Source organism: Pseudomonas sp. E1BtOHC1, assembly GCF_058744285.1.
Genome location: NZ_CP196023.1, coordinates 6,405,730 through 6,430,176 on the forward strand (window position 1 = coordinate 6,405,730; position 24,447 = coordinate 6,430,176).

A 24,447-nucleotide genomic window follows, 5' to 3' on the forward strand; every position below is an offset into this window, starting at 1 on the left:
AGGAAGAGACGTGATTACCGCCCAAGCCTATTCCACCATCCAGGCCATTGAACGCAGCGCCTGGAATGACTGTTTCCCAGAGGCCCTGGAGGATTGGGACTACTACCTGGCCGTGGAAAAAGCCGCCATCGCCGACTTTCAGTGGCGCTACCTGGCACTTTACGAAGGCTCGACCCTGGTCGCGGTGGCCCCGGCCTTCACCACTCAGTATCGGCTCGACACCACGGTTTCGGGCCTGGCCAAACGCTTCACCGAACGCCTGGAACGCCAGTGGCCCGGGGTCCTGCAACTGCGCCTTTACGCCATCGGCTCGCCGGTGGCCGAACAGTGCCATGCCGGCACCGCCAGCCATGTTCCACCCCAGCGCCGGCAGGCCCTGCTGGAACAATTGCTGCAGCTGGCACGGCGCGATGCCGACAGCTTCGGCATCGGCCTGATGGCGGTCAAGGACGCGCCCAGCAACGACCCGCAATGGGCCGCCAGTTGCCTGGCCGCCGGCCTGCAGGCCATGCCGAGCCTGCCCAGCGCAATACTCCCGGTGCCCTTCGCCTCGATCGATGCGTATCTGGGCACCCTGGGCAAATCCACCCGCAAGGACCTGCGGCGCAAGCTGCGCGCCCCAGGACCGCGCATCGAATGGCGCCAGCGGATCGACGACGTGCTGCCGGACATCATGCGCCTGTACGAGGCGACCCTGAATCGCAGCGACCTGCAGTTCGAACGCCTGCCGGCGGACTATTTCACCGGCACCCTCGAGCAACTGGGAGATCGCGCCGCCTGCGTCCTGTACTGGGTCAACGACCAACTGGTGGCATTCAACCTGGTGCTCGTCGACCAGCATCGGCTGATCGACAAGTTCTTTGCCCACGACCTCAATCTCAGTCGCGAACACAACCTCTACTCGCGCAGTTGGCTGGCCAATGTCGACTACTGTATCCAGCAGCGCATTCCCTTGTACGAGTGTGGTCAGGCCGGTTACGCCAGCAAGTTGCGCCTGGGTTGTCGTTTCACCGGTAACATGTTGTTTTTCCGACATCGCAATCCCTTGCTCAATGCCCTGCTCAAGGTGATAAAACGCTTTGTCCGCCCGGATCGCTCCGACCCCGCCATGGCTGCTGCAATAAGCGAAAGTACATGACCAGAAAAGATCGTCGCCCGCCCCGCCCCTTCGCCATCTCCCGCTGGAGCCTGCAGCGCAAGCTGGTGTTGGCGTTCTGGCTGGTCAGTGTGATTCCCACCATGATTGCCGCGGAACTGGCAGCCACCACCCTGTCGGAAATCTTCGACAGCAACGTGCGCATCTGGCTGCAGGAATCCACCAAGATCGTCGAGGACGAGATCACCGAGATCCTCCATGACAACGCGCGGATCGCCCAGTTGTTCCTGCGCTATACCCGTCCCCCCACCGATCGCAACGCGGCCAAGCACGACAAGCTCACAGCCGACATTGCCGACTCCATGGGCATCGACGTGGTGGCACTGATCCGCAAGAGCGACCACAAGGTGATGTTCACCACCGCCGCCGACGACGTGGTGGGGCAGATCAGCACCGCTTCCAACGCCGTGCTGCAGACCATCCAGGTCGGCGGCGTGGCCACCGGGGCGGTGGTCTCGACCTTCCAGACCCAGCTCGACGGGGTCGACTATCAGCTGTTGATCGCCACCTACCTGGACGCCAGCTTCCTCACCAGCGTGGCCGATGTGCATTCGCTGGACCTGCGCCTGTACCTGGCCAAGGCCGATGACTTCTCGGAGATCTTCGCCACCCAGCGCTTCGAGGACCACCCGCCCCGAGTGCCGCACAAGATTGAAGACATCCTGCGCGCCACCCGTCAGCCGACCGAGCAGTTCACCAGCCGCTACAGTGGCCTGTACCGGCCGATCTTCAACGACAGCGGCGACCTGGTGGGGGTGATTTTCAGCGGTCTGCTGCGCCACAGCAGCCTGGTGGGCCTGGTCAACCAGAGCAACCTGTTCATCCTGATCTTCCTCCTCAGCTCGGCAGCCTCGCTGTGCGTCGGCTGGCTGGTCTCGCAACGCCTGACGCGGCCGCTGCGTGGCCTGTCCAAGGGTGTCCAGGCGGTAATCGCCGGCGACTACCGGCAACGGGTGCCGGTGATCGGTGGCGACGAACTGGCGGAGCTGAGCAGCACCTTCAACCACATGAGCGAGCGCCTGGGGGAACTGCAGCACCTGGAGGGCCAGTTGCGCCGTCGCGACCGCCTGCACGCACTGGGTGAAGTGGCCATGGGCCTGGCCCACGAGATCCGCAATCCGTTGGGCATCATCAAGACCGCGACGCAGTTGCTGCACCGTCGGGCCAACCTGCCGGAAAACGACAAGCGCCACCTGGAATACGTGATCAGCGAAGTCAGCCGGATCAACGACCTGATCACCGAGTTCCTCGACTTCGCCAAGCCCAGCGCCCCGATCCGCGCCACACAGCTGGTACGCCCGTTGGTGGAGGATCTGCTGGGCTTTTGCACCCCGGAACTGGCGACCCACAATATCGACGCGCGGATCGACGACCAGGCACCGGGGGCGACCATCCACGCCGATGCCCGGCAGCTCAAGCAGGCCTGCCTGAACCTGATCCTCAACGCCATCGACGCCATGCCCGAAGGCGGCCGCCTGACCCTGGGCATCGCCCAGCAGGAAGACGAAACCATCATCAGCGTCAGCGATACCGGCCAGGGCATCGAGCCGGACATGCTGGAGCGCATTTTCACCCCATTCGTCACCACCAAGGCCTCGGGCACCGGCCTGGGCCTGGCGAAAGTCTATTCGATCATGGAAAGCCATGACGGCCACATCGAGTGCGTCAGCGAAAAAGATGCCGGCGCCACCTTCAGCCTGTACATTCCGGCCAACGGTGAAGAGGACGACGAGGACACTGATGACGCATAACCTGCTGGTGGTCGATGACGAACCCAAACTCTGCGACCTGCTGTCCTCGGCCCTGAGCCAGAACGGCATCCAGGTGTTCACGGCGGGCAATGGCCTGCATGCCCTCAAGGTGCTGGAGCAGGAAGACATCGACCTGGTGATCAGCGACTGGCGCATGCCGGGGATGGACGGGCCCCAACTGCTGGGGGAAATCAAGCAGCGCTACCCGAACCTGCCGGTGATCGTGATGACCGCCTACAGCACGGTGAAGAACGCCGTGCAGTCCATGCGCAACGGCGCTTACGACTACATTGCCAAGCCCTTCGATATCGACGAGCTAGACATCACCGTCAGCAAGGCCCTGCAGTTTCGCGACATCCTCAAAGACAACCAGCGCATGCGCGCCGAACTCGACGAGCACCAGCAGTTCGACAGCCTGGTGGGCGACAGCCCGGCCTTTCGCCAGGTACTGCAGGCGGTGGACTCGGTACGCGAGAGCAGCGCCACCATTCTCCTGACCGGAGAAAGCGGCACTGGCAAGGAGATGGTCGCCCGGGCCATCCACAAGCACGGCAATCGCGCGGACAAACCCTTTGTCGCCGTCAATTGCGCGGCCATTCCCGAAGGCTTGCTGGAAAGCGAGATGTTCGGCCACCGCAAGGGCGCCTTCACCGGCGCCGTGGCGGACCGGGTCGGACGCTTCCAGCAGGCCGACAAGGGCACCCTGTTTCTCGATGAAGTGGGCGACATGCCCCTGGCCTTGCAGGCCAAGATCCTCCGCGCCCTGCAGGAGCGCGTGATCGAGCCGGTGGGCGATCCCCGGGAGCGCAAGGTCGATGTGCGGGTGATCGCCGCGACCAACAAGAACCTGCTGGAAGCCGTGGCCAACAAGGAGTTCCGCGAGGATCTGTACTACCGCCTCAACGTCTTTCCCATTCCCTTGCCGGCGCTGCGCGAGCGGGTCGAGGACATCGCCCCACTGGCCCGCCACTTCGCCCACAGCCTGGGGGCCACCGCCGGCAAGCGCATCACCGGCTTCAGCCCACAAGCCCTGCAGGCCATGGCTTGCTACAGCTGGCCAGGGAACATCCGCGAACTGCAGAACTGCGTGGAGCGGGCCACCATCGTCGCCCGCGCCCCGGTCATCGAAGAGAGTGACCTGCCGGGCTATCTGTTCGACACCCCGCCGACCGGAGCCGAGGGCAGCGTTGCCCTCAGCGTCGGCCCGCAAGTGCCCAGCGACCTGGACGCGGCCCTGGCCGAAGTGGAGCGGGCCTACATCCTCGCGGCCCTCCACCAAAGCAACGGCGTCCAGGCGGCAGCGGCGCAGATGATCGGTATTTCCGAACGCAGCTTCTGGTACCGCCTGAAAAAGCTGGGCATTCAGGTGGACAAGATCGTTCGTTGAGACGGTGTTGCCTCATTCGCCGGCAAGCCGGCTCCTACAGGCCCATCGCCTTACAGCACATTTGCGCTATCCACCGGCTCGATCTGCGCCCAATGGGAAGTGTCGGCACGGTGGGTCTGCAGATACGGCAGCACCGCCGCCAGCAACGGCGCCTTGAAGGCTTCCTGAAAACGATGGGCCAATCCCGGAATCAGTTTCAGTTGGCTGCCCTGGATCTGCGCCGCCAGATGCACCCCATGCATCACCGGCAACAGCGGATCGGCGGTGCCGTGCACCACCAGCGCCGGCACCCGCAGTTGCTTGAGCAAGGCCACCCGACTCGGCTCCGCGAGGATCGCCATGATCTGGCGCTTGACGCCTTCCGGGTTGAACGCCCGGTCATAGGACAGCGCAGCCTGATGCAGCAGGACCTGGCGGTCATCCGCGACCTTCGGGCTGCCCAGAGCCGCCAGCAAGTCCGCCTGCTGCTCCAGGGCCGCCTCGCGGTTCGGCGCATTGCGCCGGGACAGCAACTGCACCAGAGCCTCGTTCGGCGCCGGCAGGCCTTCGGCCCCGGAACTGGTCATGATCAGTGTCAGGCTCTCGATTCGCTGTGGCGCCATGGCCGCCAGATGCTGGGCAATCATGCCGCCCATGCTCGCCCCCAGCACATGGAACTGCTCGATGTGCAGGGCATCCATCAGCCCCAGGGCATCATCGGCCATGTCGCTCAGGGTATAAGGCGCGGCCACGGGTAGACCGAGCTTGTAACGCAGCACTTCGAAGGTCAGGTTGGCGCTGGCCGGGGCCTGACGCCAGGTGGACAGGCCCACGTCGCGATTGTCATAACGGATCACCCGAAACCCTTGCTGACACAGGGCCTCCACCACTTCGTCCGGCCAGTGGATCAATTGTCCACCCAGGCCCATGATCAACAGCAATGCCGGATCGGAACTTCGACCGATGCTTTGGTAGGCCAGGCTCACCTGCGCCAGGTCGACCCGTTGTGTAGGTACGTTGACATCGCAGCGCGCGGCCGCAAAAGACAACTGGCCGAGCAAAAGCCCGGCCAGCAGGATGACAGTGGAAAACAATCTTGCCCGCATGGAAAACACCGAAACGCAGAACCCCAGTAGAGCGCGAGTCTGATGAACTTCGATGTTTCGCGCTGCCACAGTTGCGTGACAGTTTGATGAAGCCCGCCCAGCGGTCACCAGTTGGGGGACGGCCGGGCGGCGCTTCGTTTGCCGACGAAGAGGAGCTGATGATCGCCTTCGCCGGCAAGCCGACTACAGGGGCTCAGGCCAGTTGGCTGCGCAGTTGGCGGGCCGCGGCCACCATGTTCACCAGGGCCGCTTCGGTTTCCGGCCAGGCGCGGGTCTTCAGGCCACAGTCGGGGTTGATCCACAGTCGCTCGGCGGGAATGCGTTTGACCGCCTTGCTCATCAGCTTGACCATCTCGGTAGTGTCCGGCACCCGAGGCGAGTGGATGTCATACACACCCGGGCCGATGTCATTGGGGTAGTCGAAGGCTTCGAAGGCTTGCAGCAACTCCATGTCCGAACGGGAAGTCTCGATGGTGATCACGTCGGCATCCATGGCGGCGATGGACTGGATCACATCGTTGAACTCGCTGTAGCACATGTGGGTATGGATCTGGGTTTCGTCCCGCACACCGGAGGCGCTCAGGCGGAAGGCCTGCACCGCCCAGTCCAGGTATTCCTGCCATTGCGCGCGGCGCAGAGGCAGGCCTTCGCGGAACGCGGCTTCGTCGATCTGCACAATCTTGATCCCGGCCTGTTCCAGGTCCTGCACTTCATCGCGCAGGGCCAGCGCCAGTTGCTGGGCCTGAACCTTGCGCGATACGTCTTCGCGCGGGAAGGACCACATGAGCATGGTGACCGGTCCTGTGAGCATGCCTTTCATGACCTTTTCGGTGAGGCTCTGGGCGTACTGGATCCAGTCCACGGTCATGGCCCGGGGCCGGCTCAGGTCGCCGTAGATGATGGCCGGTTTGACGCAGCGCGAGCCGTAGCTCTGGACCCAGCCGAAGCGGGTGAACAAGTAGCCGTCCAGTTGCTCGGCAAAGTACTCCACCATGTCGTTGCGCTCGGCTTCACCGTGGACCAGTACATCCAGGCCAAGGCTCTCCTGAATCTCCACTGCGTGGCGAATCTCGCTGCGCATGGCATCGGTGTAGTCGTTGAGCGACAGCTTGCCCTGCTTGTAGGCCTGGCGCGCCAGGCGGATCGATGCAGTCTGCGGGAAAGAACCGATGGTGGTGGTGGGAAAGACCGGCAGTTGCAGGCGCGCTCGCTGCTGTTCGATACGTTGGGCGAAGGGTGACTGGCGCTGACTGTCGGCGGCGCTGATGGCCTTGATCCGGGCCTGGACCTGGGCCTTGTGAATCCGTGGCGAGCGGGCACGACTGGCCTGGACCTCCCGGCTTTGCGCCAGGGCCGCTTGCACCGCAGGGGCCTGGGGATCGTTCAGAGCATCACGCAGGACCGAGATCTCGCCGCACTTCTGCACGGCAAAGGCCAGCCAGCTTTTCAGCTCGGCATCCAGCTGGTCTTCCCGAGACAGGTCCACCGGGCTGTGCAGCAGCGAGCAAGAGCTACTGACCCAAAGGTTGTCGCCAAAACGCTCCTGGGCGACCTGCAACTGTTGCAGGGCCTGCTCCAGTTCGCAGCGCCAGACGTTGCGCCCATTGACCAGGCCCACCGAAAGAACCTTGTAGGTCGGCAGCCGGTCCAGTATCTGGCCCAGTTGTTCCGGAGCCCGCACCGCATCGATGTGCAAGCCGTCCACCGGCAGGCCCACCGCCAGGCCAAGGTTGTCTTCCAAGCCGCTGAAGTAAGTGGCCACCAGCTTTTTCAGCGGCGAGTACTGGAGGATGTGGTAAGCCCGCTCGAAGGCACTCTTCCATTCCTGTGGCAGGTCGAGGGTCAGGATCGGCTCGTCGATCTGCACCCACTCCACGCCCTGGGCCTTGAGGCGATTGAGGATCTCGCCGTACAGCGGCAACAGGCGCTCCAGCAGATCGAGCTTGTTGAATGCATTGCCCTTGGCCTTGCCCAGCCACAGGTAGGTCAAGGGGCCGATGATCACCGGCTTGACCTGATGCCCCAGGGCATGGGCTTCATCGACTTCGTCGAACAGTTGCTCCCAGCTCAGCTTGAACGGCTGGTCGGCGCTGAACTCGGGGACCAGGTAGTGGTAATTGGTGTCGAACCACTTGGTCAGCTCCTGGGCGTATTGCGCCTGCTCATGCTCCCCGCAGCAGCCAGCACTGGCACCACGGGCCATGGTGAACAGGGTGTCCAGGGTCGGACGGCCCTGGGCATCGCGGACACCGTCGAAACGCTCGGGAATCACCCCGAAGGTCAGGGAGTGGCCGAGCACCTGGTCGTACCAGGCAAAGTCACCCACGGGCAGCAGATCGATGCCGGCGTCTTTTTGCACTTGCCAGTGCCGAGCCCGCAGTTCACGACCGACCTCTTGCACCGCCGCCAGATCAAGGTCGCCCTTCCAATAGGCTTCCAGGGCCTTTTTCAGTTCACGGTCAGCGCCGATGCGGGGAAAACCGAGGGTGTGGGCCAGTGCCATGGGAAAGTGCCTCCTTGTAAAAGATGGCGCTATTGTCGACAGCTCGGCCAACATGAGACAAACTCAACCTTTTCGTGTTGATCACAAAATTTACTCATGGAGACCCTGGTGCTCGAAATCCGTCACCTGAAGACCCTGCACGCCCTGCGCGAAGCCGACAGCCTGGTTGAAGCCGCCGAACGCCTGCACCTGACCCAGTCCGCCCTGTCCCACCAGTTCAAGGAGCTTGAAGAGCGCCTGGGCATGCCGCTGTTCGTGCGCAAGACCAAGCCGGTGCGCTTCACCAGCGCCGGCCTGCGCCTGCTGCAACTGGCCGATGCCACCCTGCCGCTGCTACGCGGCGCTGAACGTGACATTGCCCGCCTGGCCGGCGGCACCGCCGGCCGCTTGCACATGGCCATCGAGTGCCATAGCTGCTTCCAGTGGCTGATGCCCACCATCGACCAGTTCCGCGACGCCTGGCCGGAAGTGGAGCTGGACTTGGCCTCGGGCTTCTCCTTTGCACCGCTACCGGCGCTGGCCCGGGGCGACCTGGACCTGGTGGTGACTTCCGATCCCCTGGAACTGGCCGGTATCACTTATGTGCCGCTGTTCACCTACGAAGCCATGCTTGCGGTGGCCAACCAGCACCCTCTGGCAAGCAAGCCCTACATAGTCCCGGAAGATCTGCTGAACGAAACCCTGATCACCTATCCGGTGGAGCGGGATCGTCTGGACATCTTCACCCGCTTCCTGGAGCCGGCGGACATCGAACCGGCGCAGGTACGCACCTCGGAACTGACGGTGATGATGATGCAGTTGGTGGCCAGCGGCCGCGGTGTGTGTGGCATGCCCCACTGGGCTCTGCATGAATACAGCTCACGGGGTTATGTGAAGGCCAAGCGGCTGGGTGAAAAGGGACTATTCGCCACCCTGTACGCGGCGATTCGCGCCGATATGCTGGATGCGCCTTACATGCGTGACTTCCTGCTGACCGCCAAGGACACCTCGTTCTCGACCCTGGACGGCGTCAGCGTCGTACGCTGAGCCCCACACTCACGCAGGAACCGGCTTGTCAGCGCACAGGATCACCGCGGTACTTCGCGCCACATGTGGATCTTGTCGAGATAATCCTCCCCCACGCACACCGCCTGGGGTTCCAGCCCGAACTGGACAAAGCCGCAGCGCCGGTACAAGGACAGCGCTGCGTCATTGCCCGCCGTTACCGTCAGTTGCACCAGACGCAGCCCCTCATAATCGGCGGCCTGCGTCAGTAACCTCTGCACCAGCTGATAACCCAGACCGCAGCTACGCTGCTCGCCCGTGACGTAGAGCCCGAAAAGGGTCGCCTTGTGCCGGGCTTTCTCGCGAAGTTCAAAGGCCAGACCGACAATCCCCAGCAGGCGCCCCTCGGAAAAAGCCCCCAGAAGCAGGTCCAGCTCGCCGTCCAGGCGCGCGGCCCACCAGGCCAGGGGTAGCTTTTCCCGCTCCCTGACACTGGAAGTGAACGCCTGGGGATGACGGTCATAGGCTTCGAGCATCAAGGCCCGGTATTGCTCCACATCGTCAGGGGTCAGGCGCTGGATCTGCAGGCTCATCGAGGGGCGTCCATCCATCACATTCAGTTGGCTCGACGTTGTTCGAACATCAACCGCACCGCCAGCCCCGCCAGCACGAAGCCCATGAAGTAACGCTGTACCGACAGCCAGGTGGGGTTACTGGCGAACCAGGAGGCAATGCCTGCGGCGAACAGGGCAATCAGCAGGTTCACCGAGAAACTCACGCTGATCTGGGTCAGGCCGAGAATGAGGCTCTGGGAGAACACCGAACCGTGCTCGGGATGAATGAACTGCGGAAAGATCGACAGGTAGAACACCGCGATCTTGGGGTTCAGAGCGCTGGTCAGAAAGCCCATGGTCACCAGCTTGCGGGGCGAGTCCGCCGGCAACTGCTGGGCTTCGAACGGCGATCGCGCGCCAGGCTTGAGCGCCTGCCAGGCCAGCCACAGCAGATACAGGGCACCGGCCCACTTGAGCACTTCATAGGCCATGGGCACCGCCATGAACACCGCAGTCAGGCCCAGTGCAGCGGCAAACAGGTGGACGAAAAACCCCGCCACGACCCCCAGCAACGATGTCACCCCGGCCTTGCGCCCCTGGCAGATCGAACGGGAAATCAGGTAGATCATGTTCGGGCCCGGGGTCAGCACCATCAGCAACGAGGCCGCGGCGAAGATCAGGTAGTCGTGGAGTGGAATCATGGCAGTCCTTGGCGATGAGGAATCAGGCGAGGTTCGCCTGGGCCTTGCGATAAAACGGCAAGATCAGATCCCGTGTCAACGGCGCCAGGAATAAATCACCATCGCCGGCCGGATCGATCCAGCACACCTCCTCGATCTCCGCCGCCGGGGTCACCGCAGTGTCGATGCGAACAAGAAAGACCTCGGCCTGCACCACATGTCCAGGCTCGTTGGCCGCCGGTGCGCAAAACTGTTGCAGATAGCGGGCCTGGCTCGGATCGATGCGCAGGCCCAGTTCCTCCTCCAGCTCTCGGGCCAGGGCCTGCACCGGCGGCTCGCCGGCTTCGATCTTGCCGCCAGGCTGCATGAAGGCCTGGGTGCCGCGCTTGCGCACCAGCAGGGTCTGGCCATCGGCCCCCAGCAACAGAGCAGCGGCGATACGGATGATGGAGGGTGCAACGGCGGAAGACAGCGACATGGGAACCTGAAAACCTTGAGAGCGAAGGCGCAAGGATCACATGTCCGGCAGCGGGCCGTCATCCGCCAGCGATATTTTTCCCGTTGTTGGAGCCCTCTTTTCAGGCCCCCGACTGCTGCTCCCGCGCCAGTTTGACGAACACGCTGTAACGGGCGCCCTCCATGGTTTCAAAGGCGATCAGTTTGTCCACCAGGGGCAGGCTCAGCACCTTGCCGGCGTTGAGCAGAAGCATGCCGTTGTCGGCATTCAGGTTACGCGCCAGCACCATGCCCGCCGCCAGCTCCCGGGTGCCGAGGACCTTGACCGAAGGGTCACCCAGAGTCACATCGCTGAGGTAGACCGAGCACACTTGGATAAACCCCTCCACCAACTCGGGGTCGTACAGCCGGCCGGCGTACTTGCGGATGAACACCAGGGCCTCGTCACTGTTCATGTGCCGTTCGAGAATCAGGCCGCACTGCAGTTCGATGAAGTCCACCGCCAGCTTGAGCAGCCGCGAGCCCAGGGGAATCGCCTCGCCCTTGAGGTGATCGGGAAAGCCACTGCCGTCCCAGTGCTCCTGGTGATGGCGGATCAGGCGTGCAGCATCCTGCACCGGCTCCAGGGTCATCAGCAGGGATTCGCTTTGCGCCGGATAGGCCCGATAACGATCACGCTCATGGTGATGCAGCCAATCGGCCGGGGTGATCATCATGCTGTCGCTCCAACTCAGCTTGCCGATGTTGTGCAGGGCCGCGGCCATGGCCAGGTCGCGCTGAGCCACGGCATCGATGCCCTGGATCTTGCAGTAGGCACGCACCAGTTCGATGATCCGGCGATTGGTCTGCTTGTCGCTTGGCAGACGCTGGTTCACCAGCAGCGAGAACAGCTCGGCGCCTGTGGCATAGCTGTGCTTGAGCTCCTCATAGGCCAGGTCGAGCATGTCGGCGGTTTGTTGCAGCTCCGCGGTGCGCGAGGCGACGCGTTTTTCCAGCAGGGCATTGAGGGCCTTGAGCTCAGCGTTCTGCTCTTGGGTCAGAGCTTCCAGGCGCTGGCGCTCACGTTCGGAATGCTGATGCTCCAGCGCCTGGCGCAAGGTCAGCAGCAGTTCCTGATCATCCCAGGGTTTGCTCAGGTAACGGTAGATTTCCCCTTCATTGATCGCCTTGGCGATCAGTTTCAGGTCCGGGTCACCGGTCAGCAGGATGCGCGTGGTGGCCGGATAGTGCTGGTGAATGCGCGCCAGCAGGGTCGGGCCATCCATCTGCGGCAGATGGGCGGCGCTGATCACCAGGTCCACCTCCCGGGTGGCCATGATCTTCAGGGCTTCGCTGGCGTCGTGGGCAAGATGCAGCACGTAGGAATGGGAGCTGAGCAGTTGGTGCAGGCGCTGCAGGATCGTGTCCTGGCTGTCCACCAACAGAACCTCGGGCAGGCGTGTGACTGTGGCAACGTTCAGCTCACCCATGAGACACCTCGGGTCAACATCGATGCACATGTCCTTCATTCTTTTTACTGACAACACTGATCCTTGTTGCCTGTTTCAAGCGTAGAAGAATTTCCGAGGGCAATGATGGCTTTTTAATACCATCCGTCCGCTGAAAGTGCTCCAACGGACGGCGGCGCGAATGGACGCCAAGGACCTCACTTGGCAGCGGCTTTACCGCTGGAGCTGAAGGACGCAAAACGTTTGTTGAAACCGGCGATACGGCCTTCGGACTGGGTCTTGCGCTGCTGGCCGGTGTACACCGGGTGCGAGGCGCTGGAAACGTCCAGGGTCACGTAGGGATAGGTCTGGCCATCACTGTGCTGGTAGGTGCGGTCGGTATCGACGGTAGAGCCGATGAGGAAAAACACGTCGGCGGCAGTATCGTGAAACAGCACAGGGCGATAGTCGGGGTGGATGTTGGGTTTCATCGGAGTCTCCAGCGGCTGGGGTGAAAAACAAGCGTTATACAGTAACAACAAAAACCGCCTTAAACGAGAACTTATCGCAATAAGCCCCTACAAAAATGGTCTGACTCCTGTCTCGTTCCCCCGATTCAGGCTTGCCCGTAAGGCCCCAGCGGGCCAGTATGCTGGGCTGCAACGCTCTGACACAGCCGTGAATTCCTATAAGAAATGCCTGTGCAGCCCACCGTTCCAGCTGTTCGGTGCCGCTGTCGATTACCCGTTATCAAGGCACCCGATGCCTGATTGACCTGATGAGTCCGAACCAAGGAAACCGTATGAGCCTGTCACTCCTGAGCCGCTACGCCTTCTTTGCTGCCTGCGTGATATTCACCCTCGCCAGCCTGCCTTTTCTCGAACACGACTGGCTCTGGCCATTCACCCTGGTCACCGGCCTGCTGAGCCTGCTGGGGATCTTCGATCTGCTGCAAAGTCCCCACGCGGTACGTCGCAACTATCCGATTCTGGGCAACATCCGCTACCTGGTCGAAGGCATCCGTCCGGAGATTCGCCAGTACCTGCTGGAATCCGACAGCGACGCCCTGCCCTTTTCCCGCGCCCAGCGCTCCCTGGTGTACTCACGAGCCAAGAATGAGAGCGCCGACAAACCCTTCGGCACCCTGATCGATGTCTATCAGTCGGGCTTCGAGTTCATCGGCCACTCCATGCGCCCGGCTCCTCTGAGCGACCCCAGCAGTTTTCGGGTCACCGTCGGCGGCCCGCAATGCACCCAGCCCTATTCGGCGTCGGTGTTCAACATCTCGGCCATGAGCTTCGGCTCCCTGAGCGCCAACGCCATTCGCGCCCTGAACCAGGGCGCCAAGCTCGGCAACTTTGCCCACGACACCGGTGAAGGCAGCATCAGCCCCTATCACCGCGAGCACGGCGGCGACCTGACCTGGGAACTGGGCAGTGGTTACTTCGGCTGCCGCACCGCCGACGGGCGCTTCGACCCCGAGCGCTTCGCCACCCAGGCACAGAACCCGCAGGTGCGGATGATCGAGATCAAGATGAGCCAGGGCGCCAAGCCGGGTCACGGCGGCATCCTGCCCAAGCACAAGGTCACTCAGGAAATCGCCGACACCCGCGGCATCCGCATGGGCGAGGATTGCATTTCGCCGTCGAGCCACAGTGCGTTTTCCACCCCCATCGAAATGATGCATTTCATCCAGCAGCTGCGTGAGTTGTCCGGTGGCAAGCCGGTAGGCTTCAAGTTCTGCCTGGGCCACCCGTGGGAATTCATGGGCATTGCCAAGGCCATGCTGGAAACCGGCATCCTCCCGGACTTCATCGTGGTCGACGGCAAGGAAGGCGGCACCGGCGCGGCACCCGTGGAGTTCACCGACCACATCGGCGCGCCCATGCGTGAAGGCCTGCTGTTCGTCCACAACACCCTGGTGGGCCTGAACCTGCGGGACAAGATCAAGCTCGGTGCCAGCGGCAAGATCGTCAGCGCCTTCGACATCGCCAGCGTCCTGGCCATTGGCGCCGACTGGGCCAACTCGGCCCGAGGCTTCATGTTCGCCATCGGCTGCATCCAGTCACAAAGCTGCCACACCAACAAATGCCCCACCGGTGTCGCCACCCAGGACAACCTGCGCCAACGCGCCCTGGTGGTGCCGGACAAGGCCCAACGGGTGTACAGCTTCCACCGCAACACCCTCAAGGCCCTGGCGGAGATGCTGGCCGCCGCCGGCCTGCAGCACCCGTCGCAACTGGAAGCCAAACACCTGGTGCGACGCATGTCCGCCACCGAAATCAAGCTGTTCTCCCAACTGCATGTGTTCCTCAAGCCCGGCGAATTGCTCACCGGCGAGGTCAACGGCGAGTTCTACTCGCGCATGTGGCAACTGGCCCGGGCCGACAGCTTCGAACCCAACACCGAAGCCGCCGCTTAAGCCCCATTGCCCAGTGCTCCCCGATCGCCGGGGAGCGCCGGGCGTCACCCAAGGAAGATTGCAATGCTCAAGGTCATCGCTGAAGATTTCATCCAGCCCGAACACCTGGAAACCGTGCGCCCGTGGTACGCCGAACTGGTGGAAAAAACCCGCCAGGAACCGTTGTGCATTGCCTACGATCTGTTCGTCGATCAGAAAGACCCGGGGCACTTCATCTTCGTCGAACAGTGGCCGGACCAAGCAGCCCTCGACGCTCACTGCAACACCGAACACTTCACCCGGTTGGTACCGCAGATCAACGCCTTTCAAACCCGCGAATGCCGCGTGTTGCTGATGGACGAATTCTAGAAGCCGACATCCTCCCGATGCTTGACCGGACCACCGAAAGCAGACCGAACCACCACTGACCTTTCGGAGTTCCACCATGCCCTTGCTGTCTTTCGAGCAACTGTCCCGCCAACTGCCCGGCCCCTGGCAATCCTCGCTGGTGGGCCAGGTCGGCCCGGCCCGCATCAAGGTCCTGCGCATGGACCAAGCGCCCTACGCTGAAGAAACCCACGACTACAACGAAGGCCTGCTGGTGACCCAGGGCTGCCTGCGCCTGGGCATTGGCCAGGCCACTGTAGAAGTGCTGGCCGGTCAGATGTACCTGGTGGAAGCCGGCCAAGCCCACAGCGTACTGCCCGGCAGCCACGGCACCCTGGTGATCATCGACGTCTAGCCTCAGTCGACACTCAACAAGGGGCCACAACCCGGACCGGGGCCGGCTGTGGACGCCCCCTTTATCAGGGACATCCACGCCCGCGCAAATGCATAAACGCATAATTAAATTGCATTGACGCATGTTCCGTCTAAGGTTGCTTGCAGACCCGGCCAGCGCACGCCATCGAGGCTGGCACAGCGCGGCACCCAGCGCCGGGTCCGGCTACTTGCTGTAGCCCCAGAGGCAACAACGACACCAGCCGGAGGCTGGTTTTCATTCATGGAGGATGAACATGTTAAGCACTACCTTGACCCCCACTGGCAACCCACAGGCCCTGCCCCAATGCCTGGCCGGTACGCTGATCGATCTGCAACTGGCTGAAGTCGACCCACGCGCCGAGGCTGCGCCCCAGGCCGGCGCCCGACTCAATTTCAGTGTGCAGCCGCAGACCCAGAGCAACTGGTGCTGGGCGGCCCTATCCGCCTCGGTCGGCAACTACTACGGCACCGGCTCCTGGACCCAGTGCGGGGTAGCCAACGCCGAATTGGGCCGCAACTCCTGCTGCAGCCAGCCCGGGCCATGCAACGTCTACGGCTACCTGGACTCGGCCCTCAGAACCACCCGCAGCTATGGCGGCATGCGGGAAAACCGGATGCAGATGCCGGCCATCGAGAACCAGCTCGGCATGGGCCGCCCCGTCGGCCTGCGCTGCGCCTGGTATGGCGGCGGCGCGCATTTCCTGACGATCTACGGCACCGACGGCAACTACATCCTGGTCGCCGACTCCATTTTCGGTTACTCGACCCGTGCCCTTAACAGCTTCCCTGGTTCCTACAACGGCGGCGGCAATTGGACTCACACCTACTTCACCCGGAAAAACTAGGAGGCGTCATGCAACTGACTTACCCCAAGGCGCCCACCCACGGCGTCCAGACCTTGCACCCAGCACTGCAGGCGGCCCTGCGCACCCAGGGTTTCGGTGTCAACCGCGCCTTTGCCAATGCCGGCACCCTGAGCCTGTCACAGGCATTTCGTGGCTACGCCCTCAGCCTGGAGGACCTGGCCAGCGGCAAGGGCCTGGACCAGGCCACAACCGGGGACTGGCATTACCTGGTGTTCGCCGGCGGCGTATCCATTGCCGACGCGCAACTGACGGAAGTGGCCGGCAAGGTCGAGTTCGCGGCGCTCAATCACGGCGCTCTGGCGGCGTCCGCCATCAGTGCCCTGAACCTGGCGGAACAGGCCCCCCTGCTGCTGGGAAAATCCTGCGAGTTGAGGTTGCTGTTCATCCCTGCCCTGCAGGTGACGGCGATCTGGCTGCACGCAGCCGATGCCGAAGTGCTGATTCCCATCGATCCCACCCCGGTGAACCTGGCAGCCCAACAGCTCTATGACGCAGCGGCGCTATTGAGCCTGCTGACCCCCTTGGCCCGACAAGCCAAGGCGGTGTTCGATGCCGATACCAGCGGCACCCTGGGAGGCTGAACCGCGGCAAAAAAAAATCCGGCGGCCCTGGCGGGACGCCGGATTCTTCAGGTCAGGCCGTTGGCCCGGGATGCTCAAGACAAGAGCCTCCCGGGCGAGGGATCACGACGCCGAACGCACCGCACCCTGCTGGGCGTTGGTGGGCTGCAGCTTGAACAGGTAGAACAGCACCGTCAGCAGCACCAGGAACGCCGGGCCGACATACAGCGCCACACGGGTGTCCGGGAAGTAGGCCATCAGCCCCACCACCAGCACCAGGAACGCCAGGGCCAGGTAGGAACTGACCGGGTACAGCCACATGCGATATTTCAGCGCAGCACGCTCGCTCGGGCTCAGGCCCTTGCGGAACTTGAGCTGGGCCAGAAGGATCATCACCCAGGTCCAGATCGCGCCGAAGGTGGCAATCGAAGTCACCCAGACGAACACTTTCTCCGGCACCCAATAGTTCAGCAGTACGCCAAGCAGCAAGGCGAAGATCGACAGCAGCAGCGCGCGACGCGGCACACCGTTGTTCGAGGTCTTGGCGAAACCGGCCGGGGCCTGGCCGTTCTGCGCCAGGCTGTAGAGCATGCGCCCGGTGCTGAAGATGCCGCCGTTGCAGGAGGACAGTGCTGCAGTGATCACCACGAAGTTGATGATGCCGGCAGCAGTCTTGATCCCCAGGCGTTCAAAGGTCATCACGAAGGGGCTGCCCTGGGTGCCAATCTCGTTCCATGGGTAGATCGACAGGATCACGAACAACGCGCCCACATAGAACAGCAGGATGCGCCAGAACACCGAGCCGATGGCATTGGGAATGGTCTTCTGCGGGTTGCGCGCTTCACCGGCGGTGAGGCCGATCATCTCTACGCCCAGGTAGGCGAACATTACCATCTGCAGGGACATCAGCACGCCGGTCACGCCGTTGGGCATGAAGCCGCCGTGGGTCCACAGGTTGGAAATCCCCAGGGCCACGCCGTCGTTACCGAAGCCGAAGGCAATGATGCCGACGCCGCCGATCACCATGGCGATGATGGTGACGATCTTGATCAGGGCAAACCAGAACTCGAACTCACCGAAGGCCTTGACCGCGATCAGGTTGATCGAGCCCATGCTCACCAGGGCCGCCAGGGCCCAGATCCAGCGCGGCACATCGGGGAACCAGATGCCCATGTACACCGCCACCGCGGTGATTTCCGCGACACAGGTCACCAGCCACAGGAACCAGTAGTTCCAGCCGGTGAGAAAACCCGCCAACGGGCCCAGGTAGTCTTGTGCGTAACGGCTGAAGGAGCCGGCGACCGGGTTATGCACCGCCATCTCGCCGAGGGCGCGCATGATCACCAGAATCGCCAGGCCGCCGATGATGTAGGACAGCATGATGGCCGGACCGGCCATTTCGATGGCCTTGGCCGAGCCGAGGAACAGGCCGACGCCGATACAGGCGCCCAGCGCCATCAAGCGAATATGCCGTTCGCCGAGTTCGCGTTTCAGCGGGCCGCCCTGAGCGGTCTCGCCGTGGGGCAGTTGGTTGCCAACTGACATAGAGATACAACCTCATTTTGTTATTGGATATGAACCACCGAGTCTGCGAAGCCATGGCGGATAGCCATAGCGTGCTCAACCGGACCGACCTTGTGGGACGGCGCGTCTGTAGGACAAGACCTGCCAGATCAGCGGGGTGCGCAGTATAAAAAGCTCCCGACAGGGCTTTTCACTCTATAAGTAGCTAAATTCAGAGAGAAATCTCGGCAAATACCGCTTTCGCGGAGAAGCATTACCTGCTTTTTGCCCTTAAACCTCACTCGGAAAGGGCCGGAAGTATTGCACAGCCCTGGTGCATCGTCATGCCCCTACCTAGGGCGTATTTACCTGGAAAAAAGGCTCTATCACAGCACTTTCCCACCGACTCCAGATCAGCCCGGTTGCCACGGCCCGGTTCGAGGACAAGTTGCTTTCACAATTTCTTCACCCGCGGCCACCACCGACTAAGCTTCAGACAAGTCCGATCAATCTGCGTGAATGGATCAATCGACTATGGGCGCTCTGTGGCAGACCGATTCGCGTAAAACCGCAGTGCCAAACCACAGCGAGGACGAAGCGCCTATACCCAAAAAAACCGGACCGCGCCGTTATGCCTGGCGCCTGTTCTGGCTGCTATTGCTGATTGCGCTGATCGCCCTGGGGGTCGCCGCCACCCGGGAAATGCGGACCTCCAAGCTCCAGGCCCGGGAATTCAGCAAGCTGGCTCGTGACTTGAGCTATTCCCTGCAACCTGGCCCCAGCGATGCCATGCTCTATCCCGGCGCCGGCCCCTTCGACCGGCGTCTGGGCTATAGCGCCCTGGGTGAGTTCCTGCCACGTCTGCTCAAACGCGGCTACCTGATCGACGCTCAGACACGCTTTTCCCCGGCGTTGATGGACTACAGTAAAAACGGTTTTTTCGTGCCCTATACCGAGAAAATCCAGGCCGGCCTGTCCATCACCGATTGCCGCGCCGCGCCCCTGTATCAATTCAATTACCCGCAACAGCTGTATGCCAGCTTCGCCCATATCCCGCCCCTGATGGTGCACAGCCTGCTGTTCATCGAAAACCGCGATCTGCTGGACCCCAAGCTGGCCCAGGCCAACCCGGCAGTGGATTGGCCGCGCTTCGCCAAGGCCGCTTGGTCCCAGGTGGCCAAGCTCCTGCACCTGCCCGGGCAGACCGCTGGCGGCAGCACCCTGGCCACCCAGCTGGAAAAATACCGCCACTCACCCGATGGCTTGACGGTGTCCGGCGGTGAAAAGATCCGCCAGATGATTTCCGCCAGCGTGCGCGCCTATCAGGATGGCCCGCAAACCCTGGAAGCCCGGCGCCGGATCGTCCGCGATTACCTCAACAGCGTGCCGCTGTCGGCAGTTCCCGGCCACGGCGAGGTACATGGCATGGCCGAGGGCCTGCGGGTCTGGTACGGCGCCGATTTCGATCAGGTCAACCAGGCCCTGGCCAGCAACGCCACCGATGCCAGAAGCCTGGCCCAGCGTGGCCTGGCCCTGCGTCAGGTGCTGTCGCTGATGATCGCGCAACGCCGCCCCTCCCATTATCTGGTCAAGGGGCACGCCGAGCTGGCGGACCTCACCGACAGCCATATCCGCCTGCTGGCGCAAAACGATGTCATCGATCCCGCCCTGACCGCCGCGGCCCTGGCCAGCAAGGTCAGCTACCGCGACTGGCAGCAGCAGCCGACGATCCAGCCGATCGAAACCAACAAGGGCATCAGCGTGGCCCGCAGCCGTTTGGCAGCGCTGCTCAACCGCCCCCTGTACGACCTGGACCGCCTTGACCTATCGGCCACCAGTACCTTGCAGAGCGACCTGCAACGCCAGGCCACGGAGTACCTCAAGCATCTCGCCGACCCTGCATTTGCGGCACAGATCGGTGTGCTCGGCGAGCGCCTGCTGACCCCCACCAGCACCACCCAAGTGCGTTACAGCTTCACCCTGTTCGAACTCACCCCCGACGGCTCGCGGGTGCGCGTGCAGACCGACAGCACCGACCAGCCTTTCGACATCAACGAAGGCAGCAAGCTGGAATTGGGCTCCACCGCCAAGTTGCGGGTGCTGACTACCTACCTGCAGATCATCTCCGAGCTGCACGACAAGCACGCCGGGAAAACCCCGGCCGAACTGAAGAAGGTTGTGGTCAATGACCAGGACCGCCTGAGCCGCTGGGCCATCGACTACTTGATGCAGAACAGCGACCGCAACTTGCCGAAGATGCTCGACGCCGCCCTGGACCGCACCTACTCCGCCAGCCCCGGCGAAGCCTTCTTCACCGGCGGCGGGGTGCATCACTTCCACAACTTTCGCAACGAGGACAACGGCCGCAGCCCGACCCTGCGCGATGCCCTGCGCGAATCCATCAACCTGCCGTTCATTCGCCTGATGCGTGACCTGGTGCGCTACAGCACCTACGGCGGCGACAGCGGCAGTGCCGAGTTGCTCAAGGACGACGCCAACCCGCGGCGTCAGGAATACCTGGCACGCTTCGCTGACCGCGAGGGCACCTCGTTCCTGTTGCGGTTCTGGAAGAAGTACCGCAACAAGGACACCCAGGCACGACTGGACACCTTTCTCGACGGCATGCACCCCACGGCGATCCGCCTGGCTGCCGTGCACCGCTACCTGCTGCCGGACGCCAGCCAGGAAAGCTTCAATCGCTTTGTCCGGGCCCACATGAAAAACGCCAAGACCGGCGAAAAGCTCACCGATGAGCGCCTGGACAAACTCTATGCCGGCTATGGCCCGGGGGCCTATGACCTGCCGGACCAGGGCTACATCGCCAAGGTCCATCCCCTGGACCTGTGGCTGCTGGGCTACCTGATGAACAACCCCGACGCGACCTTCAGCCAGATCGTCAAGGCCAGTGAGTTTGAACGCCAGGAGGTCTACAGCTGGCTGTTCAAGAGCCGCCATCGCAGCGCCCGGGACAGCCGCATCCGCACCATGCTGGAGATCGAAGCGTTCCTGGATATTCACCAGCGCTGGCAGAGCGTCGGTTACCCGTTCGACCACCTGGTGCCTTCCCTGGCCACCGCCATCGGCAGTTCCGGCGATCGGCCGGCGGCTCTCGCCGAGCTGGTAGGCACCATCCTCAACGACGGCGTGCGCCTGCCGACCCTGCGCATCGACAGCCTGCACTTTGCCGCCGGCACGCCTTACGAAACCCGCCTGAGCAACGACCCAGGCAAGGGCAAGCGCGTGATGCCTTCGGAGGTCGCCACGGCCCTGCGCGGAGCCTTGTCACAGGTGGTGGATGCCGGCACCGCGAAACGGGTATCCGGCAGTTTTAAACTGGCGGACGGTACGCCGCTGGCCATGGGCGGCAAGACCGGTACGGGCGACAACCGCATCGAGGCCATTGGTGCCGGCGGCCGGGTGCTGAGCTCCAAGTCCATCAACCGCACCGCGACCTTCGTGTTCTACATCGGCGATCACCACTTCGGCACCCTCACAGCCTATGTGCCGGGGGCTTCGGCCCAGGGCTTCAAGTTCACCTCGGCCTTGCCGGTGCAGGTGCTCAAAGGCATGGCGCCGATTCTCATGCCCTACCTGCAGCCTGGCAGCAGCACCCAGTGCCTGGGCAGCCTCGCGCAACGCTGAATCCCTCCGCTTGCCAGACCCTCCACGCCATTCCATGGCGTGGATCGCCCGTCCATTGCGATTTTCCATCTCCGACCAACGGCAGCTTTGAGCGGCACAGAAGTGCTTGCGCAATTCTTAAGATATATCTTAAGTTATGTCTAAATCGAACAGGAGAAAGAGAAAATGAGAGAGCATCCTCACCACCGCGAACACGGTGACGGCCACGACAGTTTCGAGCGCCGTCCCGGTCGTGAACGCGGCGGCCGCGGCCCCCGGGTGTTTGCCCCCGGCGATTTGAAGTTGCTGCTGCTGGCGTTGATCGCCGAGCAGCCCTGCCACGGCTACGACCTGATCCGCCAGATCGAAGGCATGTTCGACGGCGCCTACAGCCCGAGCCCCGGAGTGATCTATCCGACCCTGACCTTCCTGGAAGAAAGCGAAATGATCCAGGGCGACGCCGAAGGCGGAAAAAAACGCTACAGCGTCACCGACGCCGGTCGTCTTTCCCTTCAGGAGCAGGCCATTGCCCTGGACGGCGTGCGCATGCGCATCGAGGTCAGCAAGCGTTCCCTGCGCGGCCACGACCGCCCCGCGGAAATTCATGAGGCGGTGCACAACCTGCGCCACGCCCTGCAAATGCACCATGGCCGCTGGAGCCCGGAAGAAATCCTCCGGGTACGCGACCTGCTGAACAACACCGCCAAGGCCATTGTCGATGGTCCTGTCAGCCACACTGCCCAGGAGAAATCCGAATGACTGCAACCCCAGAGCCATCCATTCACCGGGTCATGCACGAGATCAAGCGCCGGCGCCTGGAAGTCTTGCGCGTTGTCGACCTGACCCCGCGCATGCGCCGCATCACCCTCGGCGGGCCTGAGCTGGCCGGCTTCATCAGCCTGGGCAGCGACGACCATGTGAAGCTGCTGTTTCCGCAGAACGCCGAACAGCAAGCCGCCCTGGAAACCCTGGTGCTGGGCCCGGGCAAGGACAGCGGTCCGATGCCCGCCATGCGCGACTACACCCCACGCCGCTACGACCTGGAACAGGGCGAGCTGGACATCGACTTCGTGCTCCATGGCGACGGCCCCGCCTCAACTTGGGCCGAACAGGCCAAGCCGGGGCAGTACCTGCACATCGGCGGGCCGCGAGGTTCGATGGTCGTGCCGGACATCTTCGACAGCTACCTGCTGATCGGTGACGAAACCGCACTGCCGGCCATTGCCCGACGCCTGGAAGAACTGCCGGCCGGACGCCAGGTATTGGCGGTGATCGAGGTTCAGGATCGAGCCGAGCGCCAGGCACTGCACAGCGCCGCCGAGATCGAGGTGATCTGGGTGGAACGTGATGGCGGCGGGCAGGACCTGATCAGCACTGTGCGTCAATTGCAGGTCCCGCAAGGCAAGCTGTACGCCTGGGTGGCCACCGAGAGCAAGGTCTCGCGCCAGGTTCGTCGAGTGCTGCTGGATGAGCACCGGCTCAACGACGAGTTCGTCAAGGCCGCCGGTTACTGGCGCCTGGACGGCAGCGAAGAAGAATAACCCCGCCTCACGGTAGGCGCTGGCTTGCCAGCGAAGGCGTTCTCAAGGGCCCCTTCGCCGGCAAGCCGGCTCCTACGAGATGGCCGGGAATGCATTTCCCTTGTAGGAGCTGGCTTGCCAGCGAAAGCGATTTCAAGCCGGCAAGCCGGTGCCTAGCGGGGTTGCGGAGGGTGTTTGCCCAGCCAGCGATCCAGGCCCAGCAACAGCAGCGACACCAGGACGAATCCCGCCAATATGCCCAGGGCATTGAGCAACACCTGGGGGTAGCCGAGCTTGTCCACGGCAATAAAGGGATAGGGGTACAACCCCAGCAAATTCCCGCGTAACAGCAGATAGGCGAAATACAGCATCGGGTAAATCATCCATAAGCCGATGTGCCTCAGCCGCAGCCGCCCCTTGGGCACACAGCACCACCAATAGATCAGGAACAGCACCGGCATCACGTCGTGCAGCAGCTCGTCCGCCAGCCATTGCCAGCCCTGGGGATGCCACAGGTGACGCAACAGCAGGCTGTAGGCCAACCCCACCAGGACAATGCTCGCCGCCACCGCGCCACTGACCGGCGCACGCAGCATGAACGCCTGCCCCCGGGAAATCCGCAGATTCAGGGCACAGGTCAGCACACTGGCCACCAGGGTATTGCTGAGCACGGTGAAGAAACTGAAGAAGTTCACCAGCCCGCCCAGCAGGCTGGCACCGGCCTCCCAGCGCAGCAACAGGATCAAGTACAGCTGAACCGTCAGCCCCAGCCAACCCAACACTGCGGCAATGGCGATCAGCCCGCGTCGGCTGAACAGCCTCTGCAGCGATACACCGGTCATGGAATTCCTCAGAGCGGACGCTTGGTGCGCTGCAACTTCACGTAGAGCTTCTCGACCTTTTCCCGTGCCCAGGGCGTCTTGCGCAGGAAGGTCAGGCTCGACTTGATGCTCGGATCACTCTTGAAGCAACGGATATCGATGCGCTCGGCCAACCCCGACCATTCGTAGTGTTCCACCAGCGCCTTGAGGATCTGTTCCAGGGTCACGCCATGCAGCGGGTCGGTTTGGGTATCGGTCATGCCAGGCCTTCGGGGAGAAAGATGAGGAAGCCGCGCACCTTAGCCGAGGGCATGCGCCCACGCCAGAGCGCTGTTTTAACTGTAGCCGCCGTCGGCAACCACGGTGCTTGAGCATGAGAAGCAAAAAGTTCCTGGCTTTTTGAAATAAAA

General features: G+C 62.8%; 22 protein-coding genes. 12 read left to right on the forward strand and 10 right to left on the reverse strand.

All coding sequences use genetic code 11. From position 1 onward, the window contains the following. The first annotated feature begins 10 nt into the window (after positions 1–10). From ACSSVC_RS28930 to ACSSVC_RS28940, 3 genes are read left to right on the forward strand one after another with little or no spacing between them, the layout of a single operon-like run. Complete coding sequence (locus ACSSVC_RS28930) at positions 11–1,138, forward strand: GNAT family N-acetyltransferase (RefSeq protein WP_346632529.1); 1,128 nt, start codon at positions 11–13, stop codon at positions 1,136–1,138. Further along, positions 1,135–2,907: a sensor histidine kinase gene (locus ACSSVC_RS28935; RefSeq protein WP_446439171.1), complete on the forward strand. Its 1,773-nt coding sequence runs from the start codon at positions 1,135–1,137 to the stop codon at positions 2,905–2,907. The genes ACSSVC_RS28930 and ACSSVC_RS28935 overlap by 4 nt, the downstream gene beginning before the upstream one ends. Further along, on the forward strand, positions 2,897–4,294 hold the full coding sequence (locus ACSSVC_RS28940) for a sigma-54-dependent transcriptional regulator (protein WP_404937567.1): 1,398 nt from the start codon (positions 2,897–2,899) through the stop codon (positions 4,292–4,294). The genes ACSSVC_RS28935 and ACSSVC_RS28940 overlap by 11 nt, the downstream gene beginning before the upstream one ends. A 50-nt stretch (positions 4,295–4,344) precedes the next feature. On the opposite strand, the gene ACSSVC_RS28945 is transcribed toward ACSSVC_RS28940, so the two are convergent. Together ACSSVC_RS28945 and metE are read right to left on the reverse strand one after the other, a co-directional pair. Beyond that, positions 4,345–5,379: an alpha/beta fold hydrolase gene (locus tag ACSSVC_RS28945; RefSeq protein WP_492611767.1), complete on the reverse strand. Its 1,035-nt coding sequence runs from the start codon at positions 5,377–5,379 to the stop codon at positions 4,345–4,347. A gap of 193 nt (positions 5,380–5,572) precedes the next feature. Continuing rightward, positions 5,573–7,882 (reverse strand): 5-methyltetrahydropteroyltriglutamate--homocysteine S-methyltransferase, encoded by a 2,310-nt coding sequence (gene metE / locus ACSSVC_RS28950; protein WP_492611768.1) that lies wholly within the window; start codon positions 7,880–7,882, stop codon positions 5,573–5,575. Positions 7,883–7,990: 108 nt separating this feature from the next. On the opposite strand from metE, the gene metR reads away from it, so the two are divergent. Continuing rightward, positions 7,991–8,908 (forward strand): transcriptional regulator MetR, encoded by a 918-nt coding sequence (gene metR, locus ACSSVC_RS28955; RefSeq protein WP_346632534.1) that lies wholly within the window; start codon positions 7,991–7,993, stop codon positions 8,906–8,908. 41 nt (positions 8,909–8,949) lie between these two features. On the opposite strand, the gene ACSSVC_RS28960 is transcribed toward metR, so the two are convergent. The 5 genes from ACSSVC_RS28960 to ACSSVC_RS28980 form a co-directional block, all read right to left on the reverse strand. Next, positions 8,950–9,453, reverse strand: coding sequence for a GNAT family N-acetyltransferase (locus ACSSVC_RS28960; RefSeq protein ID WP_404940092.1), 504 nt, complete (start codon positions 9,451–9,453; stop codon positions 8,950–8,952). Between the two features lie 29 nt (positions 9,454–9,482). Next, positions 9,483–10,121 (reverse strand): LysE family translocator, encoded by a 639-nt coding sequence (locus ACSSVC_RS28965; RefSeq protein WP_346632536.1) that lies wholly within the window; start codon positions 10,119–10,121, stop codon positions 9,483–9,485. Between the two features lie 22 nt (positions 10,122–10,143). Beyond that, on the reverse strand, positions 10,144–10,578 hold the full coding sequence (locus ACSSVC_RS28970) for an NUDIX hydrolase (RefSeq protein ID WP_492611769.1): 435 nt from the start codon (positions 10,576–10,578) through the stop codon (positions 10,144–10,146). 100 nt (positions 10,579–10,678) lie between these two features. Next, the gene (gene nosR / locus ACSSVC_RS28975) at positions 10,679–12,025 is read right to left on the reverse strand and encodes a response regulator c-di-GMP phosphodiesterase, NosR family (RefSeq protein WP_346632538.1); all 1,347 of its coding nucleotides are present in this window, start codon (positions 12,023–12,025) and stop codon (positions 10,679–10,681) included. A gap of 176 nt (positions 12,026–12,201) precedes the next feature. Beyond that, positions 12,202–12,474 (reverse strand): type B 50S ribosomal protein L31, encoded by a 273-nt coding sequence (locus ACSSVC_RS28980; protein ID WP_123726025.1) that lies wholly within the window; start codon positions 12,472–12,474, stop codon positions 12,202–12,204. 311 nt (positions 12,475–12,785) lie between these two features. Between ACSSVC_RS28980 and ACSSVC_RS28985 the strand changes: the two genes are divergently transcribed. The 5 genes from ACSSVC_RS28985 to ACSSVC_RS29005 all read left to right on the forward strand — a co-directional run bounded on the left by ACSSVC_RS28985 (position 12,786) and on the right by ACSSVC_RS29005 (position 16,593). After that, entirely contained in the window at positions 12,786–14,405 is a 1,620-nt protein-coding gene (locus tag ACSSVC_RS28985; RefSeq protein ID WP_346632539.1) for an FMN-binding glutamate synthase family protein, read from the forward strand. A gap of 63 nt (positions 14,406–14,468) precedes the next feature. Continuing rightward, positions 14,469–14,753, forward strand: coding sequence for a putative quinol monooxygenase (locus tag ACSSVC_RS28990; RefSeq protein WP_346632540.1), 285 nt, complete (start codon positions 14,469–14,471; stop codon positions 14,751–14,753). 76 nt (positions 14,754–14,829) lie between these two features. Beyond that, the gene (locus ACSSVC_RS28995) at positions 14,830–15,126 is read left to right on the forward strand and encodes a cupin domain-containing protein (protein ID WP_492611770.1); all 297 of its coding nucleotides are present in this window, start codon (positions 14,830–14,832) and stop codon (positions 15,124–15,126) included. A gap of 274 nt (positions 15,127–15,400) precedes the next feature. Beyond that, positions 15,401–15,991, forward strand: a complete 591-nt coding sequence (locus ACSSVC_RS29000; RefSeq protein WP_346632542.1) for a papain-like cysteine protease family protein — start codon at positions 15,401–15,403, stop codon at positions 15,989–15,991. Between the two features lie 8 nt (positions 15,992–15,999). After that, positions 16,000–16,593 (forward strand): hypothetical protein, encoded by a 594-nt coding sequence (locus ACSSVC_RS29005; protein WP_346632543.1) that lies wholly within the window; start codon positions 16,000–16,002, stop codon positions 16,591–16,593. 102 nt (positions 16,594–16,695) lie between these two features. Here ACSSVC_RS29005 and ACSSVC_RS29010 read toward each other — a convergent pair whose 3' ends face one another. Beyond that, complete coding sequence (locus ACSSVC_RS29010) at positions 16,696–18,117, reverse strand: amino acid permease (RefSeq protein ID WP_346632544.1); 1,422 nt, start codon at positions 18,115–18,117, stop codon at positions 16,696–16,698. A gap of 492 nt (positions 18,118–18,609) precedes the next feature. On the opposite strand from ACSSVC_RS29010, the gene ACSSVC_RS29015 reads away from it, so the two are divergent. The 3 genes from ACSSVC_RS29015 (at position 18,610) to ACSSVC_RS29025 (ending at position 23,237) form a co-directional block, all read left to right on the forward strand. Continuing rightward, the gene (locus tag ACSSVC_RS29015) at positions 18,610–21,717 is read left to right on the forward strand and encodes a transglycosylase domain-containing protein (protein ID WP_346632545.1); all 3,108 of its coding nucleotides are present in this window, start codon (positions 18,610–18,612) and stop codon (positions 21,715–21,717) included. 165 nt (positions 21,718–21,882) lie between these two features. Further along, positions 21,883–22,455 (forward strand): PadR family transcriptional regulator, encoded by a 573-nt coding sequence (locus tag ACSSVC_RS29020; RefSeq protein ID WP_123726017.1) that lies wholly within the window; start codon positions 21,883–21,885, stop codon positions 22,453–22,455. Further along, the gene (locus tag ACSSVC_RS29025; RefSeq protein ID WP_346632547.1) at positions 22,452–23,237 is read left to right on the forward strand and encodes a siderophore-interacting protein; all 786 of its coding nucleotides are present in this window, start codon (positions 22,452–22,454) and stop codon (positions 23,235–23,237) included. Before ACSSVC_RS29020 ends, ACSSVC_RS29025 begins: the two co-directional genes overlap by 4 nt. A 152-nt stretch (positions 23,238–23,389) precedes the next feature. Here ACSSVC_RS29025 and ACSSVC_RS29030 read toward each other — a convergent pair whose 3' ends face one another. Then, entirely contained in the window at positions 23,390–24,058 is a 669-nt protein-coding gene (locus tag ACSSVC_RS29030) for a Pr6Pr family membrane protein (RefSeq protein ID WP_492611771.1), read from the reverse strand. A gap of 8 nt (positions 24,059–24,066) precedes the next feature. Continuing rightward, complete coding sequence (locus tag ACSSVC_RS29035; RefSeq protein WP_016966714.1) at positions 24,067–24,297, reverse strand: VF530 family protein; 231 nt, start codon at positions 24,295–24,297, stop codon at positions 24,067–24,069. Positions 24,298–24,447: the final 150 nt, after the last annotated feature.

What these genes read in the sequence shown, in the direction of transcription:
- ACSSVC_RS28935 (WP_446439171.1), top strand. Translation starts at nt 1,135, where the DNA reads ATGACCAGAAAAGATCGTCGCCCGCCCCGCCCCTTCGCCATCTCCCGC.
- ACSSVC_RS28940 (WP_404937567.1), top strand. Translation starts at nt 2,897, where the DNA reads ATGACGCATAACCTGCTGGTGGTCGATGACGAACCCAAACTCTGCGAC.
- ACSSVC_RS28945 (WP_492611767.1), bottom strand. Translation starts at nt 5,379, where the DNA reads ATGCGGGCAAGATTGTTTTCCACTGTCATCCTGCTGGCCGGGCTTTTG.
- metE (WP_492611768.1), bottom strand. Translation starts at nt 7,882, where the DNA reads ATGGCACTGGCCCACACCCTCGGTTTTCCCCGCATCGGCGCTGACCGT.
- ACSSVC_RS28965 (WP_346632536.1), bottom strand. Translation starts at nt 10,121, where the DNA reads ATGATTCCACTCCACGACTACCTGATCTTCGCCGCGGCCTCGTTGCTG.
- ACSSVC_RS28970 (WP_492611769.1), bottom strand. Translation starts at nt 10,578, where the DNA reads ATGTCGCTGTCTTCCGCCGTTGCACCCTCCATCATCCGTATCGCCGCT.
- nosR (WP_346632538.1), bottom strand. Translation starts at nt 12,025, where the DNA reads ATGGGTGAGCTGAACGTTGCCACAGTCACACGCCTGCCCGAGGTTCTG.
- ACSSVC_RS28980 (WP_123726025.1), bottom strand. Translation starts at nt 12,474, where the DNA reads ATGAAACCCAACATCCACCCCGACTATCGCCCTGTGCTGTTTCACGAT.
- ACSSVC_RS28985 (WP_346632539.1), top strand. Translation starts at nt 12,786, where the DNA reads ATGAGCCTGTCACTCCTGAGCCGCTACGCCTTCTTTGCTGCCTGCGTG.
- ACSSVC_RS28990 (WP_346632540.1), top strand. Translation starts at nt 14,469, where the DNA reads ATGCTCAAGGTCATCGCTGAAGATTTCATCCAGCCCGAACACCTGGAA.
- ACSSVC_RS28995 (WP_492611770.1), top strand. Translation starts at nt 14,830, where the DNA reads ATGCCCTTGCTGTCTTTCGAGCAACTGTCCCGCCAACTGCCCGGCCCC.
- ACSSVC_RS29000 (WP_346632542.1), top strand. Translation starts at nt 15,401, where the DNA reads ATGTTAAGCACTACCTTGACCCCCACTGGCAACCCACAGGCCCTGCCC.
- ACSSVC_RS29005 (WP_346632543.1), top strand. Translation starts at nt 16,000, where the DNA reads ATGCAACTGACTTACCCCAAGGCGCCCACCCACGGCGTCCAGACCTTG.
- ACSSVC_RS29010 (WP_346632544.1), bottom strand. Translation starts at nt 18,117, where the DNA reads ATGTCAGTTGGCAACCAACTGCCCCACGGCGAGACCGCTCAGGGCGGC.
- ACSSVC_RS29015 (WP_346632545.1), top strand. Translation starts at nt 18,610, where the DNA reads ATGGGCGCTCTGTGGCAGACCGATTCGCGTAAAACCGCAGTGCCAAAC.
- ACSSVC_RS29020 (WP_123726017.1), top strand. Translation starts at nt 21,883, where the DNA reads ATGAGAGAGCATCCTCACCACCGCGAACACGGTGACGGCCACGACAGT.
- ACSSVC_RS29025 (WP_346632547.1), top strand. Translation starts at nt 22,452, where the DNA reads ATGACTGCAACCCCAGAGCCATCCATTCACCGGGTCATGCACGAGATC.
- ACSSVC_RS29030 (WP_492611771.1), bottom strand. Translation starts at nt 24,058, where the DNA reads ATGACCGGTGTATCGCTGCAGAGGCTGTTCAGCCGACGCGGGCTGATC.
- ACSSVC_RS29035 (WP_016966714.1), bottom strand. Translation starts at nt 24,297, where the DNA reads ATGACCGATACCCAAACCGACCCGCTGCATGGCGTGACCCTGGAACAG.